The sequence below is a fragment of the Bradyrhizobium liaoningense genome, from assembly GCF_018130825.1.
Lineage (GTDB): Bacteria > Pseudomonadota > Alphaproteobacteria > Rhizobiales > Xanthobacteraceae > Bradyrhizobium > Bradyrhizobium liaoningense_B.
On sequence record NZ_JAFCJS010000009.1, the window covers coordinates 254,446 to 281,370 of the forward strand.

At 64.0% G+C, this 26,925-nt stretch carries 29 protein-coding genes and 1 tRNA gene; 18 read left to right on the plus strand and 12 right to left on the minus strand.

All coding sequences use genetic code 11. The features are described 5' to 3' along the window. Positions 1-12: 12 nt before the first annotated feature. The 9 genes from rplL to JQ603_RS32355 form a co-directional block, all read right to left on the minus strand. The gene (gene rplL, locus JQ603_RS32315; RefSeq protein ID WP_018647233.1) at positions 13-390 is read right to left on the minus strand and encodes a 50S ribosomal protein L7/L12; all 378 of its coding nucleotides are present in this window, start codon (positions 388-390) and stop codon (positions 13-15) included. A gap of 54 nt (positions 391-444) precedes the next feature. Continuing rightward, positions 445-963, minus strand: a complete 519-nt coding sequence (gene rplJ / locus JQ603_RS32320; RefSeq protein ID WP_212345949.1) for a 50S ribosomal protein L10 — start codon at positions 961-963, stop codon at positions 445-447. A gap of 583 nt (positions 964-1,546) precedes the next feature. Then, positions 1,547-2,500, minus strand: a complete 954-nt coding sequence (locus JQ603_RS32325) for a 2-hydroxyacid dehydrogenase (protein ID WP_212345952.1) — start codon at positions 2,498-2,500, stop codon at positions 1,547-1,549. Positions 2,501-2,590: 90 nt separating this feature from the next. Next, positions 2,591-3,283, minus strand: a complete 693-nt coding sequence (gene rplA, locus JQ603_RS32330; protein WP_035729586.1) for a 50S ribosomal protein L1 — start codon at positions 3,281-3,283, stop codon at positions 2,591-2,593. Positions 3,284-3,289: 6 nt separating this feature from the next. After that, entirely contained in the window at positions 3,290-3,718 is a 429-nt protein-coding gene (rplK, locus tag JQ603_RS32335; protein WP_011088164.1) for a 50S ribosomal protein L11, read from the minus strand. A 130-nt stretch (positions 3,719-3,848) separates the two neighbouring features. Then, positions 3,849-4,403, minus strand: a complete 555-nt coding sequence (gene nusG, locus JQ603_RS32340) for a transcription termination/antitermination protein NusG (RefSeq protein WP_018647229.1) — start codon at positions 4,401-4,403, stop codon at positions 3,849-3,851. Next, positions 4,403-4,594 carry a preprotein translocase subunit SecE gene (gene secE, locus JQ603_RS32345; RefSeq protein WP_007602984.1) on the minus strand — a complete coding sequence of 64 codons (192 nt, stop codon included), beginning with the start codon at positions 4,592-4,594 and terminating at the stop codon, positions 4,403-4,405. Before secE ends, nusG begins: the two co-directional genes overlap by 1 nt. A 328-nt stretch (positions 4,595-4,922) precedes the next feature. Beyond that, on the minus strand, positions 4,923-6,215 hold the full coding sequence (locus JQ603_RS32350; RefSeq protein ID WP_349630766.1) for a class I SAM-dependent methyltransferase: 1,293 nt from the start codon (positions 6,213-6,215) through the stop codon (positions 4,923-4,925). A 95-nt stretch (positions 6,216-6,310) separates the two neighbouring features. Beyond that, on the minus strand, positions 6,311-6,985 hold the full coding sequence (locus JQ603_RS32355) for an SIS domain-containing protein (protein ID WP_349630767.1): 675 nt from the start codon (positions 6,983-6,985) through the stop codon (positions 6,311-6,313). Between the two features lie 74 nt (positions 6,986-7,059). Here JQ603_RS32355 and JQ603_RS32360 point away from each other — a divergent pair, with 74 nt between their 5' ends. The 16 genes from JQ603_RS32360 to JQ603_RS32435 all read left to right on the plus strand — a co-directional run bounded on the left by JQ603_RS32360 (position 7,060) and on the right by JQ603_RS32435 (position 22,584). Continuing rightward, entirely contained in the window at positions 7,060-8,073 is a 1,014-nt protein-coding gene (locus tag JQ603_RS32360) for an SDR family oxidoreductase (protein ID WP_212345957.1), read from the plus strand. Between the two features lie 98 nt (positions 8,074-8,171). Continuing rightward, entirely contained in the window at positions 8,172-9,737 is a 1,566-nt protein-coding gene (locus tag JQ603_RS32365) for a PfkB family carbohydrate kinase (RefSeq protein WP_212345960.1), read from the plus strand. A gap of 27 nt (positions 9,738-9,764) precedes the next feature. Further along, positions 9,765-10,766: an NAD-dependent epimerase/dehydratase family protein gene (locus JQ603_RS32370; protein ID WP_212345964.1), complete on the plus strand. Its 1,002-nt coding sequence runs from the start codon at positions 9,765-9,767 to the stop codon at positions 10,764-10,766. 5 nt (positions 10,767-10,771) lie between these two features. Next, a complete protein-coding gene (locus JQ603_RS32375) occupies positions 10,772-11,383 on the plus strand; it encodes a hypothetical protein (protein WP_245003995.1) in 612 nt (203 codons plus the stop codon). Next, positions 11,380-12,417, plus strand: coding sequence for an aminoglycoside phosphotransferase family protein (locus JQ603_RS32380; protein ID WP_212345968.1), 1,038 nt, complete (start codon positions 11,380-11,382; stop codon positions 12,415-12,417). The genes JQ603_RS32375 and JQ603_RS32380 overlap by 4 nt, the downstream gene beginning before the upstream one ends. Then, complete coding sequence (locus JQ603_RS32385; RefSeq protein ID WP_212345970.1) at positions 12,392-13,240, plus strand: transketolase; 849 nt, start codon at positions 12,392-12,394, stop codon at positions 13,238-13,240. The genes JQ603_RS32380 and JQ603_RS32385 overlap by 26 nt, the downstream gene beginning before the upstream one ends. Before the next feature lie 10 nt (positions 13,241-13,250). After that, complete coding sequence (locus tag JQ603_RS32390) at positions 13,251-14,210, plus strand: transketolase family protein (protein ID WP_212345972.1); 960 nt, start codon at positions 13,251-13,253, stop codon at positions 14,208-14,210. Between the two features lie 8 nt (positions 14,211-14,218). Continuing rightward, positions 14,219-15,325: a DegT/DnrJ/EryC1/StrS family aminotransferase gene (locus tag JQ603_RS32395; protein ID WP_212345974.1), complete on the plus strand. Its 1,107-nt coding sequence runs from the start codon at positions 14,219-14,221 to the stop codon at positions 15,323-15,325. Continuing rightward, the gene (locus tag JQ603_RS32400; protein ID WP_212345976.1) at positions 15,315-16,433 is read left to right on the plus strand and encodes a DegT/DnrJ/EryC1/StrS family aminotransferase; all 1,119 of its coding nucleotides are present in this window, start codon (positions 15,315-15,317) and stop codon (positions 16,431-16,433) included. The genes JQ603_RS32395 and JQ603_RS32400 overlap by 11 nt, the downstream gene beginning before the upstream one ends. Then, positions 16,430-17,236 (plus strand): sporadic carbohydrate cluster 2OG-Fe(II) oxygenase, encoded by an 807-nt coding sequence (locus JQ603_RS32405; protein ID WP_212345978.1) that lies wholly within the window; start codon positions 16,430-16,432, stop codon positions 17,234-17,236. The genes JQ603_RS32400 and JQ603_RS32405 overlap by 4 nt, the downstream gene beginning before the upstream one ends. Beyond that, positions 17,229-17,621 (plus strand): LIC12192 family sporadic carbohydrate cluster protein, encoded by a 393-nt coding sequence (locus JQ603_RS32410; RefSeq protein WP_212345981.1) that lies wholly within the window; start codon positions 17,229-17,231, stop codon positions 17,619-17,621. The genes JQ603_RS32405 and JQ603_RS32410 overlap by 8 nt, the downstream gene beginning before the upstream one ends. 25 nt (positions 17,622-17,646) lie before the next feature. After that, positions 17,647-18,312 carry a class I SAM-dependent methyltransferase gene (locus JQ603_RS32415; protein ID WP_212345984.1) on the plus strand — a complete coding sequence of 222 codons (666 nt, stop codon included), beginning with the start codon at positions 17,647-17,649 and terminating at the stop codon, positions 18,310-18,312. Continuing rightward, complete coding sequence (locus JQ603_RS32420; RefSeq protein ID WP_212345987.1) at positions 18,290-18,868, plus strand: WbuC family cupin fold metalloprotein; 579 nt, start codon at positions 18,290-18,292, stop codon at positions 18,866-18,868. Before JQ603_RS32415 ends, JQ603_RS32420 begins: the two co-directional genes overlap by 23 nt. Before the next feature lie 262 nt (positions 18,869-19,130). Then, positions 19,131-20,348, plus strand: a complete 1,218-nt coding sequence (locus JQ603_RS32425) for a class I SAM-dependent methyltransferase (RefSeq protein WP_212345989.1) — start codon at positions 19,131-19,133, stop codon at positions 20,346-20,348. Beyond that, complete coding sequence (locus JQ603_RS32430; protein WP_212345992.1) at positions 20,341-21,546, plus strand: class I SAM-dependent methyltransferase; 1,206 nt, start codon at positions 20,341-20,343, stop codon at positions 21,544-21,546. Before JQ603_RS32425 ends, JQ603_RS32430 begins: the two co-directional genes overlap by 8 nt. Before the next feature lie 3 nt (positions 21,547-21,549). After that, positions 21,550-22,584 (plus strand): Gfo/Idh/MocA family protein, encoded by a 1,035-nt coding sequence (locus JQ603_RS32435; protein WP_212345996.1) that lies wholly within the window; start codon positions 21,550-21,552, stop codon positions 22,582-22,584. Positions 22,585-22,781: 197 nt separating this feature from the next. Here JQ603_RS32435 and JQ603_RS32440 read toward each other — a convergent pair. Further along, positions 22,782-22,857: transfer RNA gene (locus JQ603_RS32440), tRNA-Trp, on the minus strand. A gap of 148 nt (positions 22,858-23,005) precedes the next feature. On the opposite strand from JQ603_RS32440, the gene JQ603_RS32445 reads away from it, so the two are divergent. Beyond that, complete coding sequence (locus tag JQ603_RS32445) at positions 23,006-24,232, plus strand: serine hydrolase domain-containing protein (RefSeq protein ID WP_212345999.1); 1,227 nt, start codon at positions 23,006-23,008, stop codon at positions 24,230-24,232. Positions 24,233-24,410: 178 nt separating this feature from the next. On the opposite strand, the gene JQ603_RS32450 is transcribed toward JQ603_RS32445, so the two are convergent. Then, a complete protein-coding gene (locus JQ603_RS32450; protein ID WP_212346002.1) occupies positions 24,411-25,178 on the minus strand; it encodes an SDR family NAD(P)-dependent oxidoreductase in 768 nt (255 codons plus the stop codon). 103 nt (positions 25,179-25,281) lie between these two features. Further along, on the minus strand, positions 25,282-25,980 hold the full coding sequence (locus JQ603_RS32455) for a histidine phosphatase family protein (protein ID WP_212346005.1): 699 nt from the start codon (positions 25,978-25,980) through the stop codon (positions 25,282-25,284). A gap of 134 nt (positions 25,981-26,114) precedes the next feature. Between JQ603_RS32455 and JQ603_RS32460 the strand changes: the two genes are divergently transcribed. Next, the gene (locus JQ603_RS32460; RefSeq protein WP_212346008.1) at positions 26,115-26,900 is read left to right on the plus strand and encodes an SDR family NAD(P)-dependent oxidoreductase; all 786 of its coding nucleotides are present in this window, start codon (positions 26,115-26,117) and stop codon (positions 26,898-26,900) included. The last annotated feature ends 25 nt before the right edge of the window (positions 26,901-26,925 follow it).

Below are 26,925 nucleotides of genomic sequence, written 5' to 3' on the forward strand. Positions count from 1 at the left end.
AGTAAGCAGTGCTTACTTGAGCTCGACCTTGGCGCCAGCCTTCTCGATCTGGGCCTTGATCTTCTCGGCTTCTTCCTTGTTCACGCCTTCCTTCAGCGGCTTCGGAGCACCCTCGACGAGGTCCTTTGCTTCCTTCAGGCCGAGACCGGTGATGGCGCGGACTTCCTTGATGACCTCGATCTTCTTCTCGCCGGCAGAGGCGAGAACGACCGTGAACTCGGTCTTCTCTTCCGCCGGAGCGGCAGCAGCGCCACCGCCAGCCGGACCGGCCACGGCGACAGCCGCGGCAGCCGAAACGCCCCACTTCTCTTCGAGGAGCTTCGCCAGTTCAGCAGCTTCGAGCACGGTGAGGCTCGAGAGGTCGTCAACGATCTTCTGCAAGTCAGCCATTGTTCAGTTTCCTTACGTGTAAGTCTGGTTCGGGTTTGAGTTTTGCGAAGGGCGTCAGGCCGCTTCGCCCTTTGAGGCATGAGCCTGGATGACGCGCGCGAGCTTGCCCGCGGGCGCATTGGCGAGCTGGGCCAGCTTGGTCGCCGGGGCCACGATGAGGCCGACGATCTTGCCGCGCAGTTCGTCAAGCGACGGCAGCGAGGCAAGCGCCTTCACGCCGTCGACATTCAGGACGGTCTTTCCCATCGAGCCGCCGACGATGACGAACTTTTCGTTCGCCTTGGCGAATTCGATGGCGACCTTTGGCGCCGCTACCGGATCGTTCGAAGTCGCGATCACGGTCGGTCCCTTCAGCATGGGGCCGATGGCAACGACGTCAGTGCCTTCAAGAGCAATTTTGGCGAGACGGTTCTTCGAGACCTTCACCGAGGCACCCGCCTGCTTCATCTGCTGGCGCAGCTTCTGCATCTGGGCGACGGTGAGGCCGGAATATTGAGCAACGACCGCGACGCCCGTGGTCTTGAAGACCCCATTGAGCTGTTCGACCGCTTCCTTTTTTGCCGCTCGTTCCACAGCAAGCTCTTTCCGGTTGGCGGTCATCGCGAAAGCGGGACCGCCGGGTTGCACCCATCGTCCCACCCAAAACCTGAACCTCGGGGCCAAAACCCCTGGAACACGCGCCGGGCGAGACGACAATTCAAAGCCTGCCCTCCGGGAGCCCACTAAGGCCCACGGCGTGTCGAGGTCCGAACCAGACCCGTTCCGCAACCACCGTTAAGGTGGAAGGCGAAGTGAAATCCGGTCTTCACCCGTCTATGCAGGCCATGCGATTAAGCCGTTGAGAAATCGAAATTTCCCGCAGGCGCCTGCAGTCTTGGACAGGACAAGGTCAGCCGGCGAACCGCCCGACCCCTGCCCGCATCCCAGCCAACCGACGGGCTTTCCTTCCTTTTCCGGCAAATCCTTGCGGACGTCCTGAAAAGGAATGATCTCCTGCCGTGTCGGGTTTTCGGAATGCGTGCACGAACGCGCCAGCCGAGGCCGGCACGTCCGGAGGCGGTTCTTTAACCGCTCCGGGCCTGCTTGCCAAGAGCAAAATTCACACCAGTTCCAATCCGTTGCCGACCGGGCTTGAGACAGCCCAACAAGGACCGATTCAGGCCGATTTGACCGCGTAAGGCAGCGGCTTGCCCTCGAAGAACGACGTCAGGTTCGCCAGCACGCAGTCCTGCATGGCGATGTGCGAGTCCAGGGTGTGACCGCCGATATGTGGAGCCAGCACCACATTGGGGAGCGCCGTCAGGGCATCGGGCGCGTGCGGCTCCTTCTCGTAGACATCGAGGCCGGCGCCGGCGATAGTCTTGTCGGTGAGCGCCGCGACCAGGGCTTTCTCGTCGATGACCGAACCGCGGGAGATGTTGACGACGTAGCCGTCGGCACCCAGTCGCCCCAGGATATCGGAATTGACGACATGCTGGGTCTCGGCCCCTGCCCGCACCGCGATCATCAGCACGCTGCACCAGTCGGCAAGCGCTTCGAGCGACGGGAAATATTGATAGGGCAGATCGTATTTGGTGCGGCTGAAATAGCCGACCTCGCTCTCGAAGGCGGCGCAGCGCGCCGCGATCTTGCGGCCGATCTCACCCATGCCGTAGACGCCGATGCGCCGGCTGGGCATGCCGGCCTGCGGGCGCATCATCGGCGACTGCTTGGATGCGGCCCAGTCGCCGCTGCGGACGTACTGGTCGGCGACCAGGATCCGGCGGGTCGCCGCCAGCATCAGGGTCATGCCGATATCGGCGACCGAGGCCGCGTTGGCGCCGGGGCTGTGGCCGACCGTAATATTACGCGCGGCGGCCGCCTTCAGGTCGATGCCGTCATAGCCGGTACCGTAGCAGACGATGGTGCCGAGCTTTGGAAACAGGTCCATCGCCTCCGCGCCGAGCGGGCTGCCACCCTGGGCAAGCATCGCGCGGATGCCGCCGAGCTCGTCGGCCGGAAACACCTCGCCCGCAGGCTTGCCGCCGGTGTCGAGCAGCTCGAACCGCTCGGCGAAGCGCGCCATCATCGACTTGGGAAAGCGCGAGTAGATCAGGACCTTGTCAGCCATTGTTCTTGTTTCCGGTGAGTGCCGACGAAAATGGAAAGGGGCGGAATCGGTTGCCCAATTCCGCCCCTCGCCTCATGCAATTTCCAAACCTCAGCCGAGAATGGTGCCCGGCTCGACCTTCACGCCCGGGCCCATCGTCGAGGACACCGCGACGCGCTGGATGTAGGTGCCCTTGGAACCAGCCGGCTTCGCCTTGGAGACAGCGTCCGCGAGAGCCTTGATGTTCTCGACCAGCTTCTCCTCGGAGAACGAGGCCTTGCCGACGCCGGCCTGCAGGATGCCGGCCTTCTCGACGCGGAACTCGACCGAGCCGCCCTTGGCACCCTTCACCGCACCGGTGACGTCCATGGTCACGGTACCGATCTTCGGGTTCGGCATCAGGCCGCGCGGACCGAGCACCTTACCGAGACGGCCGACCAGCGGCATCATGTCGGGGGTGGCGATGCAGCGGTCGAAATCGATCGAGCCGTTCTGCACCTTCTCGACCAGATCCTCGGCGCCGACGACGTCGGCACCGGCGGCCTTGGCTTCATCGGCCTTGGCGCCGCGGGCGAACACGCCGACGCGGAGCGTACGGCCGGTGCCGTTCGGCAGGGTCACGACGCCGCGGACCATCTGGTCGGCGTGACGCGGATCGACGCCGAGATTGATCGAGACCTCGATGGTCTCGTCGAACTTCGCCTTAGCGCGTTCCTTGACCATCTTGATGGCGTCCGCGAGCGGGTAAAGCTTTTCGCGGTCAATGCCTTCGCGGGCTTTGTTCAAACGCTTTCCGATTGCCATGGCCGCTTACCCCGCAACTTCCAGACCCATCGAGCGGGCGGAGCCCTCGACCATCTTCATGGCCGATTCGATGGTGTCGCAATTCAAGTCCTTCATCTTCTTCTCGGCGATCTCGCGCACCTGCGCCTTGGTCACCTTGCCGGCCTTGTCACGGCCCGGCGCCTTCGAGCCGGACTGGATCTTGGCGGCCTGCTTGAGGAAGTAGGACATCGGCGGCGTCTTCATCTCGAAGGTGAAGGAACGGTCCGCGTAAATGGTGATGATCACCGGGATCGGGGTGTTCTTCTCTTCCTTCTGGGTCTGGGCGTTGAAGGCCTTGCAGAACTCCATGATGTTGAGACCGCGCTGACCGAGCGCGGGACCGATCGGGGGCGAAGGATTCGCCGCACCGGCCGGGACCTGAAGCTTCAGGTATCCGGTCACTTTCTTTGCCATGTATCACTCCTGTTGTGCCGGCGGAGCCGGCGGTTTCAGGTTCGTGGTCTGGGTCGGATGCGGCTGGCAACCGCCCTCTCCCTCCCACGGCCTCTCGTTGCGTGAGACCGAAGCCTCACGCGCTACCCGGTCAGACCTTCTCGACCTGACCGAATTCCAGTTCGACGGGCGTAGCGCGGCCGAAGATCGACACCGCGACCTTCACGCGCGAGCGCGCCTCGTCGATTTCCTCGACCACACCCGAGAACGAGGCGAACGGGCCGTCGGCCACGCGCACGTTCTCGCCAATCTCGAACGACACCGACGCCTTCGGCCGTTCCACGCCTTCCTGCACCTGGTGCAGGATTCGCATGGCCTCGGCTTCCGAGATCGGCATCGGCTTGTTTTCAGCGCCGAGGAAGCCGGTGACCTTCGGCGTATTCTTGATCAGATGGAACGCCTCGTCGGTCAGCTTCATCTTCACCAGCACGTAGCCCGGGAAGAACTTGCGCTCGGCGTCGATCTTGCGGCCGCGGCGCACTTCCGTGACCTTCTCGGTCGGAACCAGCACCAGCTCGAACAGCTCCTCGAGGCCGCGCTGCTTGGCCTGCTCGCGGATCGATTCGGCGACCTTCTTCTCGAAGTTCGAATAGGCGTGGACGATGTACCAGCGCTTGTCGGACACTTGAGCGGTTGCTGTAGCCATCAGTGAATGCCCAGAAGGAAGGTGATGAGGACACGGATGATCTGGTCGGCGGCAAAGAAGAAGATAGAGGCCACCGCGACCATGACGAACACCATGATGGTGGTGATCGTGGTCTCGCGGCGGGTCGGCCAGGTGACCTTGGCGGTCTCCGAGCGCACTTCCTGCAAGAACTTGAACGGGCTGACTGCCATCGTTTGAGGTCCAGCGTCCGTCGACAGACGCACATGAATTTCAGGGATCCGAACAGCCGCCGTTGGCCCAGCCCTCTGTCTCGAAGGATGAGCCGGGAACCGGGCTCGATTGTTCGGGGATTTAAAGCCGCGCCGGAGATCCGCGTCTAACGGGCCGGCTGCGAGTGCCGGGTATCTACTGCGGATGGGACCAAAGGTCAAGATATAGAGGGCTTGTGCGGGCAAGCCGCCCTCCCTCGGACCCCCGTGCAGAGGCCATGTGGATCAATGACTTATCCACCGCCCGCAAGGCGCCATCCCGGGGAGGCCTTCAAGCCCCCCGGCAGCGTCAGTCGGCCCGGTCCACCATGGTAATGCCCGGCAGCGGCACCACGAACTTTCCGCCCTCGGCAAAATAGCGGGCATGCTTGGCCCGGATCGGGTCGACATAGCGCCAGGCGAACACGACGACGAAGGCCGGCTTGCGCTCGTAAAGGGCGGCGGGCGGCAGGATCGGGATGTCGTACCCCGGTCCGGCCATCACGTTCGCCTTCTTGGGATCGTCGTCCACCAGGAAGTCGATCTTTTTCTCCAGGCCGAACTGCGGCAGCAGCGTCGTGGTACCGACCGAGATGCCGTAACCGGCAACCGATTGACCGCGCGCATGGGCGGCGTCGGCCATTGCAATCAGCTCGTCGCGGATCGCGGCGATTCTCTTCACATAGGGTGCGTAATAAGCCGGCTGATCGACACCGAGCCGGTCCTCCTCGGCGACGAAGCGCGCGACTTCAGCGGACGGCTTCTTCGGACCGCCGGCGCGCTGCACCGTGACGCGGATCGAGCCACCCTTGGTCCAGATGTGCTGGACGTCGATCAGCTCCATGCCGAGCCGGGCAAAGAAACGGATCAACGGCTTGATGTTAAAATACGACAGATGCTCGTGATAGACGGTGTCGAGAAGGTTCTTCTCGGTGACGTCGACGCCGTACTGCGTCTCGAACACGAACAATCCGTCCGGCGCCAGCACGTCGCGAACGCCGATCACGAGCGGATCGAGATTGTCGACATTAGCGATCATGTTGTTGGCGATCACGACGCTGGCCGCGCCGTGACTCTGAAGGATGCGGTGACCGATCACGTCGGTGAAGAAATCGCCGATGGTCTCGATCCCCGCCTCCGTCGCGCGCCGCGCGATGTCGACGGCGGGATCGACGCCCAGCACCCGCATGCCGCGCTCCTTGAAGTAGCCGAGCAGCGATCCATCATTGCTGCCGAGCTCGACGACCAGCGAGCCCGGCGCGATCCCGAAGCGGCTGACGACGTCGTTGGCATAGCCGGCGAAGTGCTCGCGCAGACCGAGCGAGAGCGAGGTGGTGTAGACGTAGTTGCGGTACTGGACCTCCGGATTGCCGACATGGAGGATCTGGAGGTGGCCGCAATCCCTGCACAGGTGCAGCGCCATCGGCACCGCGGCCCGGAAGACGGGATCGTCGACGCTGGCGTTCGGCACCTGGAAGTTGGGCGTGCCAATGGGCATGCCGGCCATCGGAACGACCAGCTCCTGCTTGTCCGAATGACAGAGGCGGCAGGTATGACGGACGTAGAAGAGGTTTTGCATCATAGAACCGGAAAACGGAGACATGCGAGCGAGCGGGACACCCCCACCCTGTGAAGATCAGATCGACGGTAATGGCTCAAGGCCGCCTGCTCACATCGCGACTGCATCCGATACCCGCCTCACGACGCCGGATATTCTGCTCGACCGATGACGAGGTCGATCGCGGCCATCATCCAGAACTGGTGCGTGGTCTCGACAATGTTGTAGCTGCGGCTGTCCACCCAGAAATTGACATCGCCTAGATTGCGCAGCGGATTGTCAGCATTCATGCCCGACAGCGTGATCACGTCGAGCTTCATCGTCCGCGCCTGCGCAACCGCATTGAGGATGTTCTTCGAGCGTCCCGACGAACTGATCGCGACGAGACAGTCGCCGGCGCGAGCGTTCAGCCGCACCGCGTGCGCGATCCAGTCCTCGAAACCGTAATCGTTGGCAAGGCACGACATCATGCTTGCGTCGCTGAAGCACAGCGCAGGCACCGACGCGTTCTTCGCCGAATCGATCGCCAGATGCGAGGCGATGCCAGCCGAGCCGCCATTGCCGACGAAGATGACGCGGCCGCCCCGCTCGCGCGTGCGCAGCCAGGTCGCGCGAGTCGCGGAGATCCTCGCAAAAATACCGTCATCAACTGCCGTCGCACGATGGAGGCGCCCGACGTAATCATCGAGAAAGGCCTTGTGATCGGATGCGACGGGCTCAGCAGACATGGGGTGGCGGCTCGATTGCGATATCGAGTGGTGATATCGGCTATTACCTGGGATTGCAAAGGTATAATACTTGCCAAGCTTGCGCACGGCTGTTAGTCGGCTTGAGGGTGTCACTCAACATTGGCGATGCCGGCAGGGCATTCGCGCTACGGATGCTCCCCATGAAATGCATTGTCACTGGCGGCGCCGGCTTCATCGGCAGTCACCTCGTTGATCGCCTCCTCGATGACGGCCACGAGGTGATTGCGCTCGATAATTTCGTCATCGGACGCTCTGAAAATCTGTCGTCGCACGCCAGTTCGAGCCGACTCAAGATCGTCCGGGCCGACGTCACTGACCGCGAATCGATCAACCCGTATTTCAACGGTATCGATTGGGTGTTCCACCTCGCGGCGCTCGCCGACATCGTTCCCTCGATCGAATCGCCGATCCCGTATCACCGCGCCAATGTCGACGGCACGGTCAACGTCCTCGAGGCAGCACGCCAGGCGGGCGTCAGCCGATTCGTGTATGCGGCGTCGTCGTCCTGTTACGGCATCCCAGACGTCTATCCGACGCCGGAGAGCGCCGAGATTCGGCCGATGTATCCCTACGCTCTCACCAAGAACCTCGGTGAGCAGTGCGTCATGCACTGGTGCCAGGTCTACAAGCTTCCGGCAGTGGCGCTCCGTCTGTTCAACGTGTTCGGGCCACGCCATCGCACCACCGGGACCTACGGCGCCGTATTCGGCGTGTTCATGGCGCAGAAGCTTGCCGGCAAGCCGTTCACTGTGGTCGGCGACGGCGAGCAGACCCGCGACTTCACCTTCGTCAGCGACGTCGCCGACGCCTTCGTGACGGCCGCACGCTCCGACGTCTCGCACGAGATCTTCAACGTGGGCTCGGACAACACCTACAGCGTCAACCGGCTGGTCGAGCTGCTCGGCGGCGACAAAGTCCACATTCCCAAGCGCCCCGGCGAGCCCGACTGCACCTACGCCGACATCACCAAGATCAAGCGGACCCTGAAATGGACGCCGAAAGTGAAATTCGAGGACGGCGTCGCGACGATGCTGAAGTCCATGGACCAGTACAAGGACGCCCCCCTGTGGACGGTGGACAAGATTGCCGACGCCACCAAGGACTGGTTCAAATATCTCGGTGAAGACAAACCCGCGGCATCCGGTACGCGGTAGGAGGCAAGCCACCGGACAGGTTCGCCACATAGAGTTGCCGCGAGTCGATCAATTCCGGGCCGGTCAGCTGAGACCGACCGGCGCTTTGGGTAACGCACATGGCTAATGCTCCGACAGGCAAGGCGGCGGTCCATCCGGCACCGCACGAGAAGATCAAGACCCTCGAGGAGCTGGGAGCGATCGCGCGGGCCGCGCAGGCCGAGGGCCGGACGGTTGCACTCTGCCACGGCGTGTTCGATCTCGTGCATCTCGGCCACGCCCGGCACATCCTGGCGGCGCGCAACGAGGCCGACGTGGTCATCGTGACCATCACCGCCGACCGTTTCGTCAACAAGGGCCCGGGACGACCGATCTTTCCTGAGAACATGCGCGCCGAGATGCTGGCCGCACTCGGCACGGTCGACTGGGTCGGCATCAACCGGACCTCCAGCGCCGAGCCGGTCCTCGACGCCGTGCGCCCCGACATCTATGTGAAGGGCTCGGACTACGAAAATCCCGAAGATGACGTCACGGGCAAGATCGCCACCGAGCGCGAGGCCGTCGAGCGCCATGGCGGACGCATCGTCTTCACACGCGACGTGACCTTCAGCTCGTCGTCGCTGCTGAACCGCTACTTCGACATCTACGACCCCCCTCTGCGCGACTACCTCCAGAAGGTGCGCGAAAGCGGCGGCGCCGAACGCCTGCTGAAGCTGATCGACAAGATCCAGGACATGCACGTCGTGCTGGTCGGAGACACGATCATCGACGAGTACCAGTACGTCACGGCGCTCGGAAAGGCCTCGAAGGAGAACATCGTCGCCACCCTGTTCAAGAACCGCGAGCAATTCGCAGGTGGCGTGATCGCCGCGGCGAACCATGTCGCGAGCTTCTGCAAGTCGGTCGAGATCGTCACGACGCTCGGCGGCGACGACTATCCCGAGGAATTCCTGCGCGCACATATCCGCCAGAACGTCAAGCTGACGCCGATCCGCGTCGAAAACCGCCCCACCACCCGCAAGCTCCGCTACGTCGAGCTCGGCTACCTGCACAAGTTGTTCGAGGTCTACACCATGAACGACACGCCGGTCAGTGCGGCGCAGCGGGAGGAGATCGACAGGGTCACGACCGAGCGCGTGCGCGGCGCGGACGTGGTCATCGTCACCGATTTCGGTCACGGCATGATCGCGTCCAGCACGATCGACGCGCTGATCGCGAACTCCAAGTTCCTGGCGGTCAACGCCCAGAGCAACAGCGGCAACCACGGCTACAATCTGATCACGAAGTACCCGCGCGCGGACTACATCTGCATCGACGCGCCGGAAGCGCGGCTGGCCGCCACCGACAAGTTCAGCGACATCGCCTCGGTGATCGAGACCGGCCTGCACGGCAGGATCGCTTGCGACAACATGATCATCACGCACGGCTCCTTCGGCTGCTACCCCTTCTCGTCGAGGACCGGCGTCAAACGCGTTCCCGCTTTCACCAAGACCGTCGTCGACACCGTCGGCGCGGGAGATGCGTTCCTGACGATTACGGCGCCGCTGGTCGCCGCAGGCGGCAGTATCGAGGACGTCGCCTTCATCGGCAACGCGGCAGGCGCGATCAAGGTCGGCATCGTGGGCCACCGCAGCTCGGTCGAAAAGGCGCCGCTCGTCAAGTTCGTGACCGCGTTGTTGAAGTAGCGTGTACGAAAACTCTGGAGAACGACAGTGATTGATCAAAAGTGGAACGTGATGGTCACCGGTGGCGCCGGCTACGTAGGCAGTGTGCTGGTTCCCCAGTTGCTCGCGGCGGGCCACAAGGTCGCGGTGCTCGACCTGTTCATGTACGGCGAAAACGTCTTCGATCGCGTCCGTGACAACTCCAACTTGCGCCTGATCAAGGGCGACATCCGCGACGAGGCCGCGATCACCGAGGCGATGCGCGGCAACAATGCGGTGATCCACCTCGCCTGCATTTCCAACGACCCCTCGTTTGAGCTCGACCCGGCGCTCGGCAAGTCCATCAACTACGACTGCTTCCGGCCGATGGTGCGCGCAGCGAAGAAGGCTGGCATCAAGCGCTTCATCTATGCGTCCTCGTCCAGCGTCTACGGCATCAAGGACGAAGCCGAGGTGACCGAGGACCTGTCCTGCGAACCGCTCACCGACTATTCCAAGTTCAAGGCGATGTGCGAGACCGACCTCGCCGACGAGGCCGCGTCCGGGTTCGTCACCTGCACCGTTCGTCCCGCCACCGTCTGCGGCTACGCACCGCGGCAGCGGCTCGATGTCGTCGTCAACATCCTGACCAATCTTGCGGTCAACACCGGCCGCATCCGCGTGTTCGGCGGGACGCAGCGCCGGCCCAACCTGCATATCCAGGACATGTCGGCGGCCTATCTGTTCCTGCTCCAGCAGGATGACGCGAGGATCGACGGCAAGACCTACAACATCGGCTACGAGAACCACTCGCTGATGAAGATCGCCGACATCGTCAAGTCGGTGGTCGGAAGCAATGTCGACGTGGTCGTCGAGCCGACCGACGATCTGCGCTCGTATCACGTCTCCTCGGAGAAGATCCGCCGCGAGCTCGGATTTGCACCGACTCACACGATCGAGCAGGCCGTGTCCGGTCTGGTGGACGCCTTCAAGACCGGGCGTCTGCCGAACTCGCTCAACGATCCCAGATACTTCAACATCAAGATGATGCAGAACATCAGCCTGAAGTGAGCGGCGTGCGGATCGGCATCGATTTCGACAACACGATCATCTGCTACGACAAGGTCTTTGCCGCCGCAGCGCGTCAGCGCGACCTCGTGCCGGAGGGCTGGGACGGGCTGAAGACCGATGTGCGGGATCATCTGCGATCCCGCGCGGGCGGCGAGCTCGCCTGGCAAGGCCTGCAAGGCTTCGTCTACGGCAAGGGCATTGGCGGCGCCGAAATCTATCCGGGCGCGAGGGAATTCCTGGCGGCGTGCAGACAGGCCGGCGCGAAGGTGTACATCGTCAGCCACAAGACTCGATTCGGTCATCAGGATCCCGACCACACCGACCTGCGCGAGGCCGCACGCGGCTGGCTGCGCGGCGCCGGCCTGATCGACGCTGCGGATGCGGCGGTGGCCTCCGGCGATGTTTACTTCGAGGACACGATGGCCGCCAAGGTCGACAGACTCGTGAGCCTGGAGCTCGACATCTTCATCGACGATCTCGTCGAGGTCTTCGAGCAACCGCATTTCCCGAAGGGCACGCGATCGATTCTGTTCACGCGTTCGCAGTCGCCGCACCCCGAACATTGCAAGCCGATCGCGACGTGGGCCGGCATCCGCAACGAGGTGTTTGCGGCATGAGCGAGCCGGACATCAGCGCCGCGCAGGCGATGGCGATCGGCAGCCGTCTGGCAGGCGCCCCGGTCGCCGCCGCCCAGCCGGCGCGATCCGGCGGCAACAACAGGGTGTTTCGGCTGGAGATGGCAAAGGGACCTGCCCTCGCCCTCAAGCATTATCCGTCCGACGGCCGCGACCGCCTGGGACAGGAATATGACGCGCTGTCGTTTCTGTCGCGCCACGGCATCATGTCGACACCGCGTCCGATCGCGAAGGATTCGGATGCGTTCTGCGCGCTGTATCAATGGTTCGACGGAGAGGCCGCGGTACTGCGCCCCGACGACGGCGATGCCGATCAGCTTGCCGACTTCCTGATCGAGCTGCAGAAACTGCGCAGCGTCGTCGGAGCGCAGACCTTGCGGAACGCTTCGGCGAGCATCTTCTCGCCCGAGGAGGCGATCGCCCAGTACGAGCAGCGCCTGGATGGACTGATGCGGGCCTCGGATGATCATCCGGACCTGCGCGCATTCATCGACGGCAGCCTGGTGCCCAGCACGTCCCTCGCGATTCGAAAGCTGCGCCTGCGCTATGCGGAACTCGGCCGGGATCCCGCAGCCGATCTTGCGCCCGCACATCGCGCACTGAGCCCGTCCGATTTCGGGCTGCACAATGCACTGCGCGGCGAAGACGGCCGGCTGCGATTCATCGACTTCGAGTATTTCGGCTGGGACGATCCGGTCAAGCTCGTGTCCGACACCGCGCTTCACCCCGGTAGCGATCTGCCCGAAGCCAAAGCGAATCGGTTCACCGAACGCCTCACGCAAGCTTTCGCGGTTAGGGATGACGCGTTTGCGGTCCGCCATGACGTCCTGTATCCTGTGTTCGGAGCGATTTGGTGCCTGATAGTCCTGAACGCCTATTTGCCGGAAAGCCGCTCCCGGCGCGCCTTGGCTGCGCAAGGTGGCGATCTGACGATTCGCCTTGCCGGCCAGCTCGACAAAGCCCGCCGGCTCCATCAAGCGATTTGCCAACGTGATCCAGATCTCTCCCCACGCTGAAGCCGCCCTCACCTGCACGCTGGACCAGCGCAGTCTCTATTTGCGTCGTCTGGTCCTCGGTTCCGTGCGCTCCGCGGGACGCGGACATGTCGGTCCGGCCCTGTCGCTGATCGAGATGGTCCGCGTGCTCTACGACGACGTGCTGCGGATCGACCCGAAGAATCCGCGCGATCCCGATCGCGATCGCGCCATCCTCAGCAAGGGACACGGTTGCCTGGCGCTCTATGCGCTCTTGGCCGATCGCGGTTTCTTCCCGCTGTCGGAGCTGGACGGCTTTTGCGGCCCCGGCAGCATCCTGGGCGGACATCCCGAATACGGCATGGTGCCGGGGGTCGAGGCGTCGACTGGCGCGCTCGGGCATGGCCTGTCGATCGGTATCGGCCTTGCGCTGGCCGCACGCATGCGCGAGCGCAGCTATCGGACCTTCGTCCTGCTCGGCGACGGCGAGATCAACGAGGGATCGGTGTGGGAAGCTGCGATGGGCGCGGCAAAGCACGGCCTCGACAACCTGGTCGCGCTGATCGACTACAACAAGCTGCAGAGCTACGGGCCCACCGACTACGTGCTGCCGCTGGAGCCGCTTGCGGACAAGTGGCGCAGCTTCGGCTTTGCCGTGCAGGAGGTCAACGGCCACGACGTCGGCGCCCTGCGCAGCGTGCTGAAGCAGGTCCCGGCCGTTGTGGGCAAACCCACCGCCATCATCTGCCATACCGTCAAGGGCAAGGGTCTTCCGGCTGCGGAATCCAACGCCGACTGGCATCACAAGAACAAGCTGACCGACAGCGAGCTCGACGCCATTCGCGTTGCTGTCGGCGATTTTTGATCGGCTCCCCATGCGCAACACCGCGATGAACATGGTCCACAAGCTCGCCGCTCGCGACGAGCGTGTGCTCTACATCGGCTCCGATCCCGGCGCCGGCACGCTGCGCGCGATGAGCAAGGAGTTTCCCAAGCGCCACCTGATCGAGGGCATCTCGGAAGCTCACATCATCGGCATGTCGGCCGGCCTCGCGATGGAGGGCTTCGTGCCCTACGTGAACACCATCGCGACCTTCCTGACGCGGCGCTGCTACGAACAGGTCGCGGTCGACCTCTGCCTGCACAATCTGCCAGTGCGGCTGATCGCAAACGGCGGCGGCCTCGTCTATGCGCCGCTCGGCCCCACCCACCAGGCGATCGAGGACATCGCCATCATGCGCGCGCTGCCGAACATGACGGTGATCTGCCCGTGCGACGCCGACGAGGCGGCGCGCATGATGGAGCAGACGCTGGACTGGAAGGGCCCGATCTACATCCGGCTCGGCAAGGGCGGCGACGCCATCGTCTCCAAGGCCGAGCACGGCTTCGAGATCGGCAAGGCCATCCTGATGCGGCCGCCCGGCGACGTCCTCATGGTGACCACCGGCATCATGCTCCAGCGCGCCCTCGCCGCGGCCGACCTGCTGGCCGCGCAAGGCATCCGTGCCGGCATCCTGCACATGCACACCGTCAAGCCGCTCGACACCGAGGCGTTGCTGCAGGCGGTGCGTGCGACGCGCCTGCTCGTGACGCTCGAAGAGCATGTCCCCTCCGGCGGCCTCGGCAGCGCGGTCGCCGAGACGCTGATCGACAAGCTCGGGTCAGGCCTGCCCGCGATGCTTCGGCTGTCGCTGCCGGACCGCTTCATGCACAATTACGGCTCGCAGGACTCGCTGCTGAAGAAGCACGGGCTCTCCGCCAGCGCCATCGCGACCTCGATCGAGCATGCGCTCGCGGCGTCGCGCACCTCCTCTCCTCAACTTCATTCCACCTGACGGGTCACATGTACGACGTTCGATATTCCTACCTGCTCGAGCAATTCGCCGATCCCGCACCGATCCTCGCCGAGATCGGCCGCCTGGTGGCGACCGGTGACTTCACCCTTGGCAAGCCCGTCGCCGAATTCGAGAGGCGCTTTGCCGAGCTGATCGGTGTGCGTCACGCCATCGGCGTCGGATCGGGCACCGATGCGCTCAAGTTGCCGCTCAAGGCGCTCGGCATCGGCCATGGCGACGAGGTCATCACCGCCGCCAACACCTTCATCGCCACGGTCGGCGCGATCGCGGAGACCGGCGCGACGCCGGTGCTGGTCGACTGCGACGACTCCTTCTGCATGAATGTCGACTATGTCGAGGCTGCGATCACTGAGAAGACCAAAGCGATCATGCCGGTCCAGTTGACCGGCGAGGTCACCGACATGGGCAAGCTGATGGCGATCGCCCAGCGCCACAACCTCCCCGTGGTCGAGGATGCCTGCCAGGGTATCTTGTCGGAGTTCGCGGGAAAGCGGTCCGGCACCCACGGCATTGCGGCGGGCTTTTCGCTCCATCCGCTCAAGAACCTCAACGTCTGGGGCGATGCCGGCGTCGTCGTCACCAATGACGACGGCATGAACGAGAAGCTCCGCCTGATCCGCAACCACGGCATGAAGAACCGCGACGAGATCGCGATCCTCGGCTGCAATTCGCGGCTCGATTCCTTGCAGGCCGTGGTCGGCAACTGGCTGATCGGCCAGACCAGCGAGATCACGCGCCGCCGGATCGAGAACGCGGCCTATTACGATGCGGGTCTCGCCGGCCTGCCCGGCCTGCGCGTTCCGCCGCGCCGTCCCAACGTGAAGCACGTCTACCATCTCTACATGGTGTTCGCCGAACGCCGCGACGAGCTCTACAAGTACTGCCTGGACAACGGCATCGAGGCCAAGATCCACTATCCGATCCCGCTGTATCAGCAGGAGGGCCTCAAGCATCTCGGTTACGCGCCGGGCACGTTCCCGGTCACCGACCGCCATGCCAAGGAAGTCATCAGCTTCCCCGTCGACCAGCATCTGACGCGCGCCCAGCAGGACCGCGTCATCGAGACCGTCCGGAAGTTCTGCCATGGACGCTGACACCGGCCACCGGCGCATCGGTTACGTCAATCTTCCCGCGCAATTCGCAGAAGAGCGCGCCGAGATCATGCAGGCGGTGGAGGGCGTGTTTTCCCGCGGCGATTTCATCGGTGGCGCAGCGGTCGGGAAGCTCGAAGAAGAGTTGTCCGCCTATCTCGGCTCGCCGTATGTGGTGACGCTGAATTCCGGCACCGACGCGCTGATCCTCGCCATGCGGGCGCTCGACATCGGTCCCGGCGACGAGGTCATCACGCCGCCGAATTCGTTCGTGGCCTCGACCGCCGCGATCATCGCGGTCGGCGCCACGCCGGTCTTTGCGGACGTGCTGCCGGACCAGAACATCGATCCAGCCGCGGTCGAGGCCGCTGTCACACCGCGCACCAAGGCCATCATGCCGGTGCACCTGACCGGCCGCATGGCGGACATGAACCCGCTGATGGCGATCGCGAGCAAGCACGCGCTCGCCGTGATCGAGGATAGCGCGCAGGCCGTCGGCTCGACTTATGACGGGCGCATGAGCGGCACCATTGGAACGTTCGGCTGCTTCTCCGCGCATCCCCTGAAGAATCTCAATGCCGCAGGCGATGCCGGCTTCCTCGTCACCGCCGACGCAAAGCTTGCCGCAAGAATCCGCCGGCTGCGCAATCACGGCCTGATCAACCGCAGCGACGTCCAGGAATGGGGCCTCGTGTCGCGGCTCGACACGCTGCAGGCCGAGGTGCTTCGCATTCGCCTGCGCCACCTGCCCTCGGTGATCGAACGGCGGCGGCGCAACGCCGCGCAATACCGTGCCGAGCTCGCGGGCCTGCCGCTGTTCATCCCGCCCTGCCGCAACATCGAGTTCAACACCTTCCACACCTTCGTCGTGCAGACCGAGCGTCGCAACGATTTCCAGAAATATCTCGCCGACAAGGGCATCGAGACCGCGATCCACTATCCGGTCCCGATCCATCTGCAGCCTGCGGCAGCGCATCTGGGTCACGGTCGCGGCGCGTTTCCGGTCACCGAGCGGCAGGCGGACCAGATCCTCACTCTTCCCATCAACCAGTTCCTCTCGGCCGCCGATATCAGCCATATCTGCGCGACCGCCCGGGAGTACTTCGCATGACGGATACGGACTTCCTCGAGGCCGATGAGCAGGCGCTGGCGCAGCGCTTCATCGACAAAGGCTTCGTCACCACGCCGGCTGACGACCGCGCCGGACTCGATCGCATCCAGCGGCGCGCCGCCGAGCTCGCGGCGGACTATCTCAAGCTGCCGCACAGCAACGATCCCTATGCGATGCTCGACAGCATCCATACGCGCGTGAGCGTCGACGATCTCAACGGCCTGCGGCTGCACGTCTTCAACGGCCTCAACGCCGAGCCCTGGTTCCGCCCGACCTATTTCCGTTTGGCGCGCTCGACGATCGAGACCATCGTCGGCAACGAGCTCTGCATGCAGCGCCGCGTCAATCTCAGCATCCAGATGCCCGGCGACGATTCGTCCCTGCTTGCCACCCATTCCGATGTCTGGTCGGGCGACTCGCCGTTCGAGGTCGTGGTGTGGGTGCCGCTGGTGGATGTCCACCGCACCAAAGCGATGTATCTGCTGCCTCCGTCGCTGAACGGCGACATGCAGGACCGGATGTCGAGCCTGCGCAGCGCCGAGGAGCTGTACAAGACCATCAAGCCGCACGCGACCTTCATCGAGATTCCCTACGGTCACGTGATGCTGTTCAACCAGACCCTGATGCACGGCAATCGCGTCAACGAGGAGCCCGGCACGCGCTGGAGCATGAACTGTCGGTTCAAGAGCATCATGTCGCCCTACGCGGACAAGCGCTTCGGCGAGTTCTTCGAGCCGATCCTGCTGCGTCCGGCGACGCGCGTCGGCATGCAGTACAAGCTGCCGGGAGGCTTCCATGGCTGAGCGAGCCGGTCACCGCGGCTACATCGGCGCCCGGCCGCTGAACGGCAGCCGCACCCCGCAGCACGTCCAGAACATCGTGATCCGCGACTACGCGCGGCGGAAGAACTTGCACTATCTGCTCAGCGCCGTCGAGCACATCATGCCCGGCAGCTACATGGTGCTCGAGGACATCCTGGACGAGCTGCCGCAGCTGCGTGGCCTGATTCTCTACAGCATCTTCATGCTGCCGCCCGACGAGGCACGGCGGCGCGAGATCTACGACCGCGTGCTGCGCGAGGGCTGCGATCTGCACGCGGCCGTGGAGGAGATCACGCTCTCGTCGCAGAAGGACATCCAGGCTGTCGAGGACATCCTGCTCGTCAACAAATTCGCGACCATCCTGTGACGATGCCGCGATCCGGTTAACGACCATGGCCGAGATCAACCTGCTCCAGCCGATGCACGCGTCGACCAGGCGGAACTACGTTCAACGCGTGGTCGAGCATGACAAGGCGGAATCGGCGACAGTCGCCAGGCAATGGGGACGCGACTACTGGGACGGCGACCGGCGCTACGGCTACGGCGGATATCGCTACGACGGAAGGTGGCGCCCGCTCGCCCAGACCCTGATCGACCGCTATGGCATCAAGTCCGGCATGAGCGTGCTCGATGTCGGCTGCGGCAAGGGCTATCTGCTGTACGAGTTCACCCAGCTCGTCCCCGACCTCACGATCGCCGGCATCGACATCTCCGACTATGGCATCGCGAACGCCAAGGAGGAGGTGCGGCCGCACCTGAGGGTCGGTAGCGCCGTCGCGCTCCCCTACCCCGACCACAGCTTCGAACTCGTGGTCTCGCTCGGCGTGCTGCACAACCTCGCGCTCGAGGACGTCTTCCGCGCGGTGGGCGAGATCGAGCGCGTCGGACGCGGCGCCTCGAAATATCTGATGGTGGAATCGTTCCGCGACGAGCGCGAGAAGGCGAATCTCCTCTACTGGCAGCTCACCTGCCTGAGCTTCCATGGTCCGGAAACATGGGCCTGGATCTATGACAAATGCGGCTATCGGGGCGACCATGGCTTCATCTTCTTCGAATGAGACGGCGCATTCGCGCCCGCCGACCTCGCTGCGCGCGCAAAATCCGGAAGTCTACTATTCCGACGACGCCATCGTCACGGCGGACGATGCCACGATCGCGGAGCTGAAGCGCATTGCCGCCGGCAACCCGCGCCTGCGCAGCCGGCTGTGCACGCATCCCGATCCCTCGTCCGGTCTGCACGAGATGCTCATCGTGCATCACCGCGAGGCCTATGTCCGGCCCCACAAGCATCTTGGCAAACCTGAATCGTTTCACGTGATCGAGGGCACCGCTCAGGTCATCATCTTCGAGGATGACGGCCGCATTCGCGAGGTCCTCGAGATGGCGCCTTACGGCCAGGGCAAGCACTGCTACTACCGCATGCCCGAAAAGGTCTTCCATTCGATCCTGATCACCTCGGAATGGCTGGTGTTTCACGAAACCACCGCCGGCCCGTTCGATCCGGCTCGCACGGCCTTTCCCGATTGGGCGCCTGATGGCAGCGACGCTGCCGCGGTCCGGGACTACGTCACAAAGACTGGTGCACTCGCCGCGAAGCATCTGACGGGACCGTAGTCTCCAATGCTTTTGCTGCTCGACTGTCACGCTGCGAATGTTCGAGGACGAGCTAACCGATGAAGGCCGGGTACGAAAGCGCTGCAACAGCATGGCGTGCAATCGTCGCGGACGATCGGCAGCATCGTGGCCGATGGCCTTGTGAGGCCTTAGGCCGGACAACTTAAGAATTGTGGCACCTGTGCTGCAATATTAGCTTCGGCTAAGCTGGGTACCATTCAAGGATGCTGATTTCGTACTACTCCTGCAAAGAGCCAAACCCGTGACCGATCATTGCCGTCTCTGCCATTCGACCAATTTGCGACCGGTCATCGACCTCGGACAGATGCCGATTGCACATCGGCTTCGACACAGTCGGAACGAACAGGAGGAACGGTACCCGTTCGAGGTGCTCGCCTGCGGCGAGTGCGGCCTGCCTCAGATCGACAAGCCGATCGATCCCGACATCCTGTATCGGCAGTTCAACTACAATTTCAGCAGCTGGAAGCCCGAGCCGCACCAGGTCGACGAGCTCGATACCATCGCGAAATTCTCAAGCCACCAATCCGTGTTCGAGATCGGCTGCAACGACGGCCTGTTCATGGACAAGCTGCGCGAACGCGGCGCGAAGGTCCTGGTCGGCGTGGAGCCCAACCCGGTGTCGGGCAAGATCGCCCGCGAGCGCGGCATCAAGGTCTATGCCGACATGATCAGCCCGGCGATGTGTCACGACGCCGTGGCGCAGACCGGCAAGTTCGATCTCGTCGTCTCGCGCCAGGTGCTGGAACACATCGTGGATTTCGAGAACTTTTTCGATTGCGTGAAGATCGCGCTCAAGGACGACGGGCTGCTGTTCATCGACGTGCCCGACTTTGATCCTGGCTCGACTGCCGGAGACCTCTCCGTCCTCTGGGAGGAGCACGTCAGCTATTTCACCGAGCCGACCCTGCTCGCCCTGCTGGCGCGCCACGGCTTCGAAGCGGTGTCCGTGAAGAAGTACAATTTCAGCGGCGGCAGCCTCGCGATCGCGGCCCGCCGCGCCGCGCACCAGGTGACGCCCCCGCCCGCCCCAGCCGGCGTCGGCGAGAAATTCGGCCAGCGCGCGAGGGAGTATGGCGCACGCCTGCGCCCCATTCTCGCCAAGGCCCGCGCCAGCGGCGCCGAGATCGCCATTTACGGCGCTGGCTGCCGCGCCTGCACCTTCACCAATGCGCACGAACTGGCGGATCTCATCGACCTCTCGGTCGACGACCAGAAGGAGCGCCAGGGGCTATTCCTGCCGGGCACCGGGATCCCGATCCGCTCGCCGGAAGACCTCATCGGCAAGTCGAATGCGCTCGTCTGTCTGCTGGCCGTGAACCACGAGAACGAGGCCAAGGTCAGCAGCCGGCTGCGCGAGAACGTGAAGCGCCCGCTGCACATCGTCTCCATCTTCGCGCCCTCCGACATCTGGAGCGAGCTCGATCGCCTCGAAGCGACCGCAGGGTCGCGGCATGGCTGACGACAAGCTCTTCAACTACTACGAACGTCAGAACGTCCTGCCGACGTTCGGGAATTTCAAGTCGTCCGCCGAACTCGATGCATATGCCAGCCAGCGGCGCGAGCTGTTTTCGGACAAGCTCGTGCTGCCGCCGCGGCTGTTCCGCGATGCCGAGGTGCTCGAATTCGGTCCTGATTCCGGTGAGAACGCCCTCGTGTTTGCCGGCTGGGGCGCGAATATGACGCTCGCCGAACCGAACCGGCATGCGCATCCGAAAATCGAGGCCTATTTCGCGCATTTCGGCCTGACCGAGCGCCTGCGCGAACTCGCATTGGCCGATGTCGAGGGATTTCGCGGCCAGCGCCGCTTCGATATCATCGATGCCGAGGGATTCATCTACACGGTGCAGCCGAGCGAGAAATGGCTCGGCATCTTCCACCGGCTGCTCAATCCGGACGGCTATGCCGTCGTTTCCTATTACGAACGCTATGGCGGTTTCTTCGAACTCGCGCTCAAGGCGATCCATGCCGCCGGCAAGGCATTAACGGGCCGCCCGGCGCTGGAGACGGCGAAGTCACTGTTCGAGGCGAAGTGGAACAGCATTCCGCACACCCGCAGCTTCGAATCCTGGTTGATGGACGTGCTCGAAAATCCGTTCGTCCGCCACCGGTACTTCCTCGATTCGGGCGCCCTTTGCACGGCTGCGCATGAGCAGGGGTTCGACATTCATTCGGCCTGGCCCGCCTATCGCGACAGCCTGGACGTCTACTGGCACAAGAAGGTCCTGTCGGCGGACGAGAAGCTGCGTCGCGCGACGCGCCACCTCGACCGCAGCCGCCTGAGCTTCCTCGGGGGACGGAAGCTTTATCTGGTCGGTCAAGCTGACGCTGTGAGCGCGATCTCGGCTTCGATCGAAGCGCTGGTGCTCGATGTCGACAGAATGATCGACGAGCCCTTCGGCGACAGCCTGCCCCGCGTGATCGCGAGCCTCGCTTCGTTACGCGAGACGATCCTGACGACGGACATTCTCGCCGACGATGCTTCCGACATCGAAGCCATCACCGCGACGCTCGACAGTTTCCATCGCATCTTCGGCGCGATCGCGCGGCGCGATGCGTCCGCGATCACCGCCCTCACCCAGTCAGACCCGGCGTTCATCAACACCTGGGGTCAGCCGGCGCATTTCCTCGTCGTCAGGAAGCGCCTCGAGGGATCGTAGCCAGTGAGGCCCGGCATTGGCATCATCGGGACAGGCATGGTCGGCCAGATGTGCCACCTCGCCAATTTCGCTGCCAATCCCGCCTGCCGCGTCGTCGCGATCGCCGATCTCCGGCCCGATCTGGCGGCCGCCGCCGCGCAGAAATTCGGCATCTCGCGGGTCTACGGCACGCACCGGGAACTGCTCGCGGATAGCGAGGTATCCGCCGTCATCGTCGTGACGAAGCGTCGCGCCACCGGCCCGATCGTGCTGGACGCGTTGAACAGCGGCCGGCACGTGCTGTCGGAGAAGCCGATGGCCTACACAACGGTTCAGGCCGCATCGCTGGTCGAAGCTGCGCGGCACCAGCAGCTCGTCTACAGCATCGGCTACATGAAGCGTCACGACGCCGGCGTAGCGCGCGCGCTGGCCCAGCTGGCGCGCCTGCGCACGGACGGCTCGCTCGGACGCGTCGTCGGCGCAAGAGGCTGGTGCTTCGGCGGCGACACCGGCCGATCGCACGACAACTTCGTCATGACCGGCGAAACCCGGCCGGACGGGCTTGAGCTCTGGCAGGATGGTCCCGACTGGATGCCGGGCACGCTACGGCCCGGCTACGACAACTTTCTGAACGTGTTCAGTCATATCATCAATCTCGCGCGCTACGTGCTCGGACCGTCGCCGACAGTCGCCGATAGCACCGTGGAGACCTCGGGAGCTGCGCGCATCACCCTCGATTTCGACGGCATCGCGTGCGCGCTGGACCTTGCGAACGGGACCAGGGGCGCTTGGCGCGAGGGACTGACGATCAATTTCGAGCGCGGGACCCTGACCATCGAATTGCCCCCGCCCTTTGCCGAGCGAGAGGCCCAGGTCGTTGTCGATCACGATGGTAAAAGAACGCGACTGACAAGTGCGAACAGCTGGGCATTCCGGCGCCAGGCCGATGCCTTTGTCTCCGACGTCATTGAACGCAAGAAGCCGCTGGCCTCCGGTGAGGACTCGGTGACTGACATCGCGCTCGCAGAGGCGGTCTGGAAGCGATGGGCTAGTGGCTAGAACATGATCGGGAACAGTGCGAAGCGGTTTTCCGCAGAGATCAGGCGCAAGCAGCAATCTAAAGCGACATGGACCGCGACCACAACGATCCGCGGTCGCGACAGTGCGCCTTCAGGGACACAGGTCAGGCTCGGGGATGGAGACGCGGCACACATCACCTCGTCCCGCCAGCACCTCATCTAAGTGATTGATTTTGCTGGCAGGAGTGGCAGGGCTCGAACCTGCGACCCCCGGTTTTGGAGACCGGTGCTCTACCAATTGAGCTACACTCCTACGAACCTGCGTCGCCGCGGCTCAGGGCCGCTTTCAAGCACAGGGGGCGACCGGATTGCAAGGGAGAAGCGCACAAGGGCCGCTTGTTCACAGTGCGACTTCTGGGCGACAGTTCGCTCCGAACGACAAGAACAACCCGGGAGCCCTCATGAACGCCGCCCAAGCCGCCCTTAAGCCCGCCGCCGCAGCCCAGACGCCGCCTTTGCCGGAAGCCAGGCCCGAGACACTGGGGCTGTCCCGCCCTCGCCTGCAGGCCATATCGGACGCCTTCAAGCGCGAGATCGACAAGGGGACCGTCCCCGGCGTTACCGTGCTGGTAGCGAGGCGCGGCCAGGTCGGCTGGTTCGAGGCGCTCGGCAGGCAGAGCCCGGCGGGCACGGCGCCGATGGTGCGCGATTCGATCTTCCGGATCTTCTCGATGACCAAGCCGATCGTCTCGGTTGCGGTCATGGCGCTGGTCGAGGACGGCCACCTCCTGCTGGGCGATCCCGTGGCCAAGTTCATTCCGGAGTTCGCCGACCAGAAGGTCGGCGTGGTCAGCGGCAGCAGGATGGAGCTGGTTCCACCCAAGCGGGCGATGACGGTGCAGGATCTGCTCCGCCACACCTCCGGCCTCACCTATGAGCACCAGGGCGACGGGCCCGTGCACAAGCTCTACCAGGAGTCCCGCGTCCGCAGCCGCAAGATCACCAATGCCGAGCACGCAAGCCTGGTGGCGAGCTTCCCCCTGGTCTGCCACCCCGGCGATGAATTCAACTACAGCCGCTCCACCGACATCCTCGGCCGCATCATCGAGGTCGTCAGCGGCAAGTCGCTTGGTACATTCCTCTCCGAGCGCGTGCTTGCGCCGCTGCAGATGGCCGAGACCGGCTTTGCGACCTCCGGGACCAATGCCGACAGGCTCGCCGAGCCGTTCGCGGCCGATCCCTGGACCGGCGACAAGGTCGCCCTCTTCAACATGCTCGAGCAGCCGGTGATGGAATCCGGCGGCGGGGGTCTGGTCTCGACCACGATGGACTACGCCCGCTTCGCGCTGATGCTGCGCAACGGCGGCACGCTCGACGGCAACAGGATCATCGGCCGCAAGTCGCTGGAACTGATGGCGTCCGATCATCTTGGGCCGCACGTTCCGACCAACGGTACCCTGCTGTCGCCCGGCCACGGTTTCGGCCTCGGCTTCGCGGTGCGCACACAGGCCGGCATCGCCCCCTTCCCCGGCAGCGTCGGCCAGTATTTCTGGAGCGGCATCGCGGGAACGTTCTTCTGGATCGATCCGAAGGAGGACCTGTTCGCGGTGTTCATGACGCAAGGGCCAGGCCAGCGCGACTACACGCGCACCCTGGTGCGAGATCTGGTTTACGCGGCGGTGGATTAGTCTCGTGCCCCGGACGCGCTGCAACGCTCCATAAGCGCGTTCACGCGCGTCTTCGACGCGCTATGGCGTTGCTGCGCAGAGCCGGGGCCCATGTCTCCGCGATCTCGCTCTTGGCTTTCTGGGTCCCGGCCCCGCGGAGCAGCACTTCGTGCTGCGCCGCGTCCGGGACACGAGATCCTCAGCTGATCGTCGCGCCGCCGTCGATCACCATGGTCTGGCCGGTCATGAAGTCGCCGGCCTTCGAACCCAGGAACACGGCTGCGCCGGCGATCTCGTCGGGGATGCCGATGCGCAGCAGCGGCGAGCGCGAGGTCGAGGCTTTCAGGTTCTCCGGATTGTCCCACAGCGCTTTGGCAAAGTCGGTCTTGATCAGGCCGGGCGCGATGCAGTTCACGCGGATGTTGTGCTTGCCGTATTCGCAAGCGAGGTTGCGCGCGAGCTGCATGTCGGCGGCTTTCGAGATCGCGTAGGCGCCGAGGATGGTCGAGCCCTTCAGGCCGCCGATCGAGGAGACGATGATGACCGAGCCGTCCTTGCGCTCGATCATCTGCGGCACCACCATCGAGATGAGCCAGTTGTTGGCGACGATGTTGTTGTCGAGAATCTTGCGGAACTGATCGTCGGAGATGCCGGCGAGCGGCCCGTAATACGGATTCGACGCGGCGTTGCAGACCAGCACGTCGATCTTGCCGAAGGCGCGGTTGCTCTCGTCGACGAGGTTTTGCAGGTTTTCCTTCGAGGAGATGTTCGCGGCGACCGCGACCGCGGTCCCCTTGCCGAACTTGTCGTTGATGTCTTTCGCGACCTGCTCGCAGACATCGGCCTTGCGCGAGGAGATCACGACCTTGGCGCCGTGCTCGGCCATGCGCTCGGCGATCGCGAGCCCGATGCCGCGCGTCGATCCCGTGATGACGGCGACTTTCCCCTTCATGTCGAACAAGGTCATGTTTCTCTCCCAAGATTGATCTTCGTATTCACATCGAGATTCTCAGGTGCGCAACTGCGCACCATAGTCCGGTCCTGCGGACCGTCCCGGAATGACAGCTCGCTCAGGCGAGCTTCTTGACTTCCGGCCCGGCCAGCTGATGCATCGCCGCGTGCGCGTCGTCCGCGATCCACGGCTGCTGATTGACCATCGGCAGCCGCCAGACGGTGCGCTCCGGGCTTGCGAAATAGTCGAGCCGCGTCACCGACACGTTGTCGATATCGAACGCCAGCCCCTGCTCCGGCAAGTCACCGAGTGCGAGCCCCACCGCGGCCTTGATGGTGCCGCCATGTGCGACCGCGATGATGTCCTGCCCCGCCGCCTCGATGTTGATGCGCTCGATGGTGCGGCGGGTGCGGTTGTAGAGATCCATGAAACTTTCGCCGCCGGGCGCGGGCTCGTTGATGTCCGCGAACCAGCTGGTGCCGACGGGGCGGCTGGCAATGAACTGGGCGCGGTTCATGCCCTGCCAGCGGCCGAGATTTTGCTCGGCGAGGTCCGCTTCCCATTGCATCGACGCAGGCCGCGGGAAGCCGGCCGCCCAGATCGCTTCGGCCGTCTGATGCGTGCGCTGCAGATTGCTCGAATACCAGACCGCCTTGCGTGGCAGCACCTTGGCAACGGCATTGAAAACGTAGGTGTCGCTGGTGTCGCAGGCGATATCGCTCTGCCCGTAGATGTTGCCGCCGTCATTGCGCACCGGCGCGTGACGGACCCACCACCACCGTGTCGTGACCACATTGGGCTTGTCTTCGGCTGCCATCGAAACCCTTCCATCCCGTCTGATGTCGCTGTACGTGAGTAGGCAACGTGTCTCAAGACACTTTACCGTTTGAAATCTTGTTTGAAATTCCGTCGCGCGGCAAGCGTCGCGCGAGGCACCAGAGGGAGAAACGCATGGGCCGTCTGCAAGGCAAATCCGTCATCATCACCGGCGCCGGCAGCGGCATCGGCCGTGCGGCTGCGCTGCTGTTCACCAAGGAAGGCGCAAAGCTGATCGCGGTCGATCGCACCGAGGCGGTGAAGGAGACCGTCGAGGAGATCAAGAAGGCCGGTGGTGTCGCGGAAGCCATGGTGGCGGACGCGGGCTCGGAGAAGGACGTCATCGCCGTCATCGACAAGGCGGTGAAGACGCATGGCCGGCTCGACGTGATCTGGGCCAATGCCGGCGTCTCCGGCGGCCTTGTTCCGCTCGCCGAACAGACTGTCGAACACTGGCAGGAGATTTTGCGCATTAATCTGATCGGGCCGTTCCTCGCGGTGAAGTACGCGATGCCGCACATGGTGAAGCAGCAGTCCGGCGCGATCGTGCTGACGGCGTCCGTGGCAGGCCTCAAGGCCGGCGCGAGCGGACATCCCTATGCCGCGAGCAAGGCCGGCGTGATCAGCCTGGTGCAGACCACGGCTTATTCGCTCACCGGCACCGGCGTGCGCATCAATGCGGTGTGCCCGGGCCTGATCGAGACCGGCATGACCAAGCCGATTTTCGATCGTGCGAAAGAGCGCGGCACCCAGGACAAGATCGGCCAGCTCAACCCGCTCAAGCGCCCCGGCCAGCCGCACGAGCTCGCGGCGATGGGACTGTTCCTGGCAAGCGACGAGGCGTCGTATGTCAACGGGCAAGCGTTCCCTGTGGACGGTGGCCTCACCGCGTCGATGCCGTATACGGGGAAGCCGGTCTGACGGCGCGGGCCATATCAACCCGTCA